The 6,035-nt window shown below is 66.3% G+C and carries 8 protein-coding genes; 4 read left to right on the top strand and 4 right to left on the bottom strand.

Annotation, left to right across the window (positions count from 1 at the left end; translation table 11 throughout):
* Positions 1-234: 234 nt before the first annotated feature.
* Complete coding sequence (locus D7V93_RS35940) at positions 235-819, top strand: hypothetical protein (RefSeq protein ID WP_120647655.1); 585 nt, start codon at positions 235-237, stop codon at positions 817-819.
* A gap of 148 nt (positions 820-967) precedes the next feature.
* Here D7V93_RS35940 and D7V93_RS35935 read toward each other — a convergent pair whose 3' ends face one another.
* A complete protein-coding gene (locus D7V93_RS35935) occupies positions 968-1,408 on the bottom strand; it encodes an IS630 family transposase (RefSeq protein WP_120647654.1) in 441 nt (146 codons plus the stop codon).
* 572 nt (positions 1,409-1,980) lie between these two features.
* Here D7V93_RS35935 and D7V93_RS35930 point away from each other — a divergent pair.
* From D7V93_RS35930 to D7V93_RS35920, 3 genes are all read left to right on the top strand, one after another.
* Positions 1,981-2,253 (top strand): hypothetical protein, encoded by a 273-nt coding sequence (locus tag D7V93_RS35930; RefSeq protein WP_120647653.1) that lies wholly within the window; start codon positions 1,981-1,983, stop codon positions 2,251-2,253.
* A gap of 276 nt (positions 2,254-2,529) precedes the next feature.
* Complete coding sequence (locus D7V93_RS35925) at positions 2,530-3,879, top strand: serine/threonine-protein kinase (protein WP_120647652.1); 1,350 nt, start codon at positions 2,530-2,532, stop codon at positions 3,877-3,879.
* Between the two features lie 45 nt (positions 3,880-3,924).
* Positions 3,925-4,566, top strand: a complete 642-nt coding sequence (locus D7V93_RS35920) for a CatB-related O-acetyltransferase (protein WP_120647651.1) — start codon at positions 3,925-3,927, stop codon at positions 4,564-4,566.
* 1 nt (position 4,567) lies between these two features.
* On the opposite strand, the gene D7V93_RS45415 is transcribed toward D7V93_RS35920, so the two are convergent.
* The 3 genes from D7V93_RS45415 to D7V93_RS35910 form a co-directional block, all read right to left on the bottom strand.
* Positions 4,568-4,711 carry a dihydrofolate reductase family protein gene (locus D7V93_RS45415; RefSeq protein WP_158623231.1) on the bottom strand — a complete coding sequence of 48 codons (144 nt, stop codon included), beginning with the start codon at positions 4,709-4,711 and terminating at the stop codon, positions 4,568-4,570.
* Positions 4,712-4,836: 125 nt separating this feature from the next.
* Positions 4,837-5,394: a dihydrofolate reductase family protein gene (locus D7V93_RS35915; protein WP_120647650.1), complete on the bottom strand. Its 558-nt coding sequence runs from the start codon at positions 5,392-5,394 to the stop codon at positions 4,837-4,839.
* Between the two features lie 117 nt (positions 5,395-5,511).
* The coding region (locus D7V93_RS35910) for a VOC family protein (RefSeq protein ID WP_244237709.1) at positions 5,512-6,035 on the bottom strand (524 nt) is incomplete at its 5' end.

The following is a 6,035-nucleotide window of genomic DNA, read 5'->3' as shown; positions in this document are numbered from 1 at the left end:
CCCCTCAACAGGGCCCCATCCCTCCTATGCGTTGCGTCACAGCGTTCTCGCGGACTTCCTTGAGCGACATGGGATGGCTAACCCCCTGGAAGCACTGGACGTCTAGAATCTCTGCATCATTCTTCGTCTCGTCGGCTCATTAATCCAGCGGGTCCCGCTCAGCCCACGCAATGGGCACGAGACACGCCGCCCCCCTCATGTCGCCCCTTGCCCCAAAGGCAGAGGAAATCGCAAATGAAGAATCTCATTGTAACCATGTTTGCCCTGGTGATGGCGATCATTCCCATGCAAGCAAATGCCCAAACACTCCAGGCCAATCAAGCCCTGATGGCTGGCCAGCAGCTCTATTCCTCGAATGGGAAATACAAGCTCGTCATGCAGGCCAGCGACGGGAACCTGGTCGTGTATCGCGTCACTAACAATGCCGTGATCTGGGCTACCAATGTTTTCGGTGGCACGGGCGCGGTCATGCAGGAGGATCGTAACTTTGTCGTCTATGGGAACATCGCCAATCCCGCCACCTGGCGCTGGGCCTCCAATACAAGCGCCCCTGTCGTGGACACCGCCGCCTATCTTCAGTTGGGGGATGATGGCGCCTTGACGATTTACTCTGGCGCTGGGCAGAAAGTCTGGGGCACGAGCGCGGACCCGGCTGAGACTCCGGTTTGTCCTCCCGGCTCTCTTCCGGGATATTATCCGATCTGCATGTTCCCCAACACACCTAGGCAGGCCAATGTGACCGCTCAAGCCTTGTGCTGGGCTGAGGCCAATCAGATCGCGCAAGATTCGAGCGGCGGCTACGCTGGGTACTGCCACTAAACGACGGAGCGCGATTCTCGATAGGTCTCAGGCTGCGCGTCGTGTGGTGACGGCGCGCAGCACGGGACTGGGAGTGGCCTGAGCATTCCGAGCCTCCAGGTAGGTGTCCACCTCGCCCATCAAGGCCTCCATTTTCTTGCAGCGATGGTTACGGGTGACGTTGGCAGGACGTCCCACCACACCGCTCAATCCGGTTTCCCTCGGGGCAGTACGGCGGCAGGAAGTGCAGCACGACGCGCCCGTCCAGTGCCGCGAGCGCCTTCTGGGTCACCTTGCTGGAGTGGGTGGCAGCGTTGTCCAGAATGAAGTGCAGACGCTTCGCCTTGGGATAGGCCGCCGCCACCGCTCGCACCAGGTCGATGAAGAGCGCACTCGTCTTCCTCTGCCCTTTCACCCACGTCAGTCTGCCGGTGCGCGCATCCAGGGCCCCGGCCACGTACTGCTTCCGGTTATTGCCCGGCGTCACCACCTCTCGCCGCTGTCCGGGCAGCATCCAATCGGGCCCGATTTTGGGGTTGAGGTGCACATCCATCTCGTCCTCGTAGAGGACGGGCTCCTGGGGACGGGCGTAGGTGGCCCGGCACTTCAATTGCCACAGGCGCTGGCGCCCGCCTGCTCTCCAGGCCGATCGAGAATCGCGCTCCGTCGTTTAGCAACGCGCCCCGTGTCTGTCGAAGACGATACGCTGTTCCGGCGGCCTCTGCCCGAAGAGGATATCGGGCCCAGCGAAGCGACCTCGCAGTTCGCCGGAGTCACAGTCGGAGGATGCGACGACGGGGACCCTGAGTAGCTCGGTGCCAGCGGCACCCTTGATGGCGATTCCCCACTTGCTTCCGTCGATTTCAAAGGAAGCCAGGATGACACGTGTGTTTACGTCGACACCAGCAATCAGCCGAGGCCCGGCGTCCGTCGTCGGCGGAACCCAGGAGGGGGCCTGCCGGCCGAGCCACCACCACGCCTCGACGCGCTCACGCAGAACGGACGAGTCGGCCGTCGCCGGATTGAACATTGGCCGCCGCCCGCCGCGCGGATCGCGAAGGTCGAGCCACGGGTTGCAACCGTCAGTGCATGAGGTGCTTGTGACCCGGGACCACTTCTTTCCTGGCGGGGAGACACCCTGGCATATGGTGGCCGGGCAGCACTCACCTGGGAGATACACACATGCGAATGGCAATCATCGCGGGGCTGATGGCAGCGGGACTGTTGGCTGGGTGTGGCGGCACGCCCGACGGAGAGGTGTACGCTGCGTGCGCCGACGGCACCACGTGTACCGGTTCCGCCGCCGAGTGCGAGGCGACGTGCGGTCCCACCGATGCGGCTGAGAAGAGCGCTGCCTGGATCATGTGCTACTGCTGCGACGGCACCGAGATCCTTGGCGTCTATGCCTCGTCCTGCGTCGCCTACTGCGCGGACCGCGACGGCGTCTGCTGGTAGCCGCAAAGGCGCCGAGGGAACACCTCTCGTTCTGTAGATGCGGCAGCCCACCCCGGGCTTTCGGGGCGGGCCGCTGTGTTTCCTACAGCCATCCCCAAGCCCGCTCCATGACGCGCCGGGCCCCCTGCCTGCCCGGAAGATGGCGCTGACACATGCCCATGCCGTCGGTAGGCTCGCCGGGCTGCCCCTTCCCCCCTCGCGAGACACGGCATGGCGTCTGCTCACCTGAATCCAGCACGCCTCCCCCCGGGCACGAAAGTGGGGCACTGGCGAGTCATGGAGCGGCGGGGAGGGGGAGCCTACGGCGCCGTCTACCGCGCCTTCGCCGAGGGGCACCCCGGACCTGTGGCGCTCAAGCTGGCCCTGTACCCGGGAGACGAGCGCTTCGCGCGCGAGGTGGAGCTGCTCTCCCGCCTCCGTCACCCCCACGTCCCGCGCCTGCTGGGCCATGGACACTGGCTGCCGCCAGGGGGCCCGCCCCACCCCTTCCTCGCCATGGAGTACGTGGAGGGCGTGTCGCTGTATGCGTGGGCGCGGAGGCAGCGCCCCTCCTCCCGGCAGGTGCTCCACGTCCTCGCCGAGCTCGCTCGGGCCCTGGAGGCCACGCATGCCGTGGGCGGCATCCACCGGGACGTGAAGGGCGACAACGTCCTCGTGAGCGCCGCGGAGGGACGGGCCTTCCTCACCGACTTCGGCTCCGGGCACTTCGTGGGCGCCGCTCCGCTGACGTCACCGCCCTTTCCTCCCGGGACCCCGCCCTACCGCTCGCCCGAGGCGTGGCGCTCCGTGCGCTTCCCCCTCCTCGAATCGGCCGTGCCCTATGCCCCTGGGACGGCGGATGATGTCTTCGCGCTGGGGGTGACCGCGTACAGGCTGGTGACCGGCGAGTACCCTCCGGCGGCGGCACCGAAGGACCCGGAGTGCCCTGTCTGGAGTCTGGAGGGCGCGGGCCCTCGGCCTCCGCGAGCGCTCAACGTCCGCTGCTGCCCGGAGCTGAGCGGGCTCGTGTCTCGGATGCTTTCCGTGCGCCCCGAGGCGCGCGGCGGTGCCCGCGAACTGGCGGAGGCGCTGGAGCAGACCGCGAGGAAGGCGGGGCCGGAGGCGGATGCGCCGCTCTTCATCGCGGAGGTGTCTCCCCCCTTGAGGACATGGGCCGACTCCCGACCTGTCTTGCCTCGAGGCACCAGGCCTCGCTGGCGCCCATGGCTCGTGGCAGGCAGCGTGGGAGGCGCGCTCATGCTGGGCGCCGGGGGGATGCTGCGCGTGCATCCCGGAGCGGCTTCCGCGAAGGAGCCGACTTCCCTGCGCATGGGTGCGGAGGATGGCGGCACCGTGGCCGTCGGGGACTCGGTGATGACAACCCCGGTGGCGCCCACCCGGGAACCGTCCGCGTGGTCGACCATTGGGGTGGACATGCCACCCAAGCCCTTTCCGGGACAGCGACGACCCGATGCCAACGGCCGCTGCCCCGGCAAGGCCCAGGTCGCCATCCATGGCGGATGCTGGATGAAGTCACCGGTCGATCCGAAGGATTGCGACCCGGACTCCTTTGTCTACAAGGGCGTTTGTTATACGCCCGTTTTCGCCCTCCCACGCCCCGCCACCTCGAATAAAGCCGCGCCATAACCCGACAGCATCCCTGTCGTTGAAAACAGTTGTTCCCGAGGCACCATGACGACCGGACCCCATCCGCTCGACCCGCATCCCATGCCGGGCCAGCCCCGCGTCGGCTTCCTCAAGGCCTTCGTGAAGCAGCCCAACATCGAGGTGGGCGACTACACCTATTACGACGACCCGCGTGGGCCCGAAGGCTTCGTCGAGCGCTGCGTCCAGCACCATTACGACTTCATTGGCGACCGGCTCGTCATCGGGCGCTTCTGCGCGATCGCTACCGGCACGACGTTCATCATGAATGGCGCCAACCACGCCATGACGGGGTTCTCGACCTACCCGTTCAACATCTTCGGGCGGGGCTGGGAGCAGGGCTTCGACCTGGCCACGATCCGGGCCGGGTTCCGGGGCGACACGGTCGTGGGCAACGACGTCTGGATCGGTCAGGAGGCCACAATCATGCCGGGCGTGCGCATTGGCGATGGGGCGATCGTGGCCGCCCAATCCGTGGTGACCGCGAACGTGGCCCCTTACGCGATCGTGGGCGGCAACCCGGCGCGGGAGATCCGCCGCCGCTTCCCCGAGCACGTCATCGCCGAGCTCCTCGCGATCCGCTGGTGGGACTGGGACGCCAAGAAGCTCACCCGCAACCTCGACGCCATCCGGGGCGCGGACCTGGACGCGCTGAAGCGCGCGACCTGAATCACTCGGGCTGGTAGACGTGCGCGACGGTGCCCTTCTCGAACCGCGGGGTGCTGACCAGGCGCAGGTTCATCGGCTTCTCGCGCACCGGGAACAGCCGGAGCCCGCTTCCCAGCGCCACCGGGTGGATGACGAGCCGGTACAACGAGCACGGGTTGCTGGAGCGTCACCACTTCCTCTCGCCGAGTCAGGCCCGGCGGGAACTGATGCAGAAGCAAGCGGCCTGATCACGACCCACCTGGTGTCTCATCAATCCGGTGCGGTACAGAGTCAGCGCGCGCGCCGGTAGTGCATGGCGACCGCGCCGCTGCGGAGCGGCTTCGCCGAGACCAGCTCGAGCCGTCGCGTGCTGGGCAGCCCGCTCTGGTACAGGGTCGGGCCGTGGCCGGCGATCCTGGGGTGGACGAGGAACTTGTACTCGTCGATCAGATCCAGCCGGTCCAGCTCGGTCGCGAGCTTGCCGCTACCGAGGAGCACGCCGGCCGGGGTCGCGTCCTTGAGCTTCTGCACGCCCGTGCGCAGGTCGCCAGCGATGTGGTGGCTGTGGGTCCACGGGAAGTCCTTTCGCGTCGACGACACCACGTACTTCGGCTTGGCCTCCAGCTTGACCGCCCACTCGCGTATCGCCGGCGGCGCCTCCTCGTCGCCGCGGGCGACCGCCGGCCAGTAGCTCTCCATCATCTCGTAGGTGACGCGGCCCCACAGCATCGCCCCGCCCTCGTCCATGAGGCGGGTGAAGAAGGCGTGTGTCTCGTCGTCGGCGATTCCCTCCTGGTGGTCGACGCAGCCGTCCAGGGTGACGTTGATGCTGAAGGTCAAGAGTCCCATGGTGTCCTCCGTTCGAGATACGCGACGATAGGGGCCTGCTCCGGCGGTCTCAAACCTCTTGCGCAGCAGCCCGGCCCAGTCCAAACGGGGGTGCGCTCCTTATACCCGGGGGCTTGATTACGCTTTGGACGCACACTCCACCGTCCACTCGATGCCGTACTTGTCCCTGAACATGGCGAAGAAGGAACCCCAGGGGCTTTCGCCCAAGGGCATTTCCACTTCTCCTCCGGCAGAGAGACCGTTGACGAGCCTCTCGGCCTCATCGCGGCTTTCCGCGGTGACGGCGATCTTCGACCGATTTTCCTGTTCATTGACCCTTCCCATCGCCTCCGGCACGTCATTGGCGATCAGCATGGTGTTCCCGATGGGCAACGTGATGCGCAGGATCTTCTCCGCCTCATGCTCCGCCACGTGGAAATGCGGGCCCGCGATGTCCTTGAAGCGGGTAATCTTCCCGAACTCCCCGCCGAAGATGGATCTGTAGAACGTGAACGCCTCTTCGGCGTTCCCATTGAAGTTGATGTACGGATTGATGGTGGGCATCTGCAGATTGTAGAGGGCGTTCCGTTCGGGTGCGATCAAAACTTGAAGTTGCCCCGGTTGGGCGGACGCAGTGGGGTTGGGGCGGGCGCCAGGAGGGC

It is taken from the genome of Corallococcus llansteffanensis, from assembly GCF_003612055.1.
Lineage (GTDB): Bacteria > Myxococcota > Myxococcia > Myxococcales > Myxococcaceae > Corallococcus > Corallococcus llansteffanensis.
Note: the sequence above shows the minus strand (reverse complement) of the source record. Positions and strands in the feature narration are given on the sequence as shown.

Bases quoted from the DNA above. Each gene is read 5' to 3' on its own strand.
- D7V93_RS35940 (WP_120647655.1), top strand. From the start codon at position 235: ATGAAGAATCTCATTGTAACCATGTTTGCCCTGGTGATGGCGATCATT.
- D7V93_RS35930 (WP_120647653.1), top strand. From the start codon at position 1,981: ATGCGAATGGCAATCATCGCGGGGCTGATGGCAGCGGGACTGTTGGCT.
- D7V93_RS35925 (WP_120647652.1), top strand. From the start codon at position 2,530: ATGGAGCGGCGGGGAGGGGGAGCCTACGGCGCCGTCTACCGCGCCTTC.
- D7V93_RS35920 (WP_120647651.1), top strand. From the start codon at position 3,925: ATGACGACCGGACCCCATCCGCTCGACCCGCATCCCATGCCGGGCCAG.
- D7V93_RS35915 (WP_120647650.1), bottom strand. From the start codon at position 5,394: ATGGGACTCTTGACCTTCAGCATCAACGTCACCCTGGACGGCTGCGTC.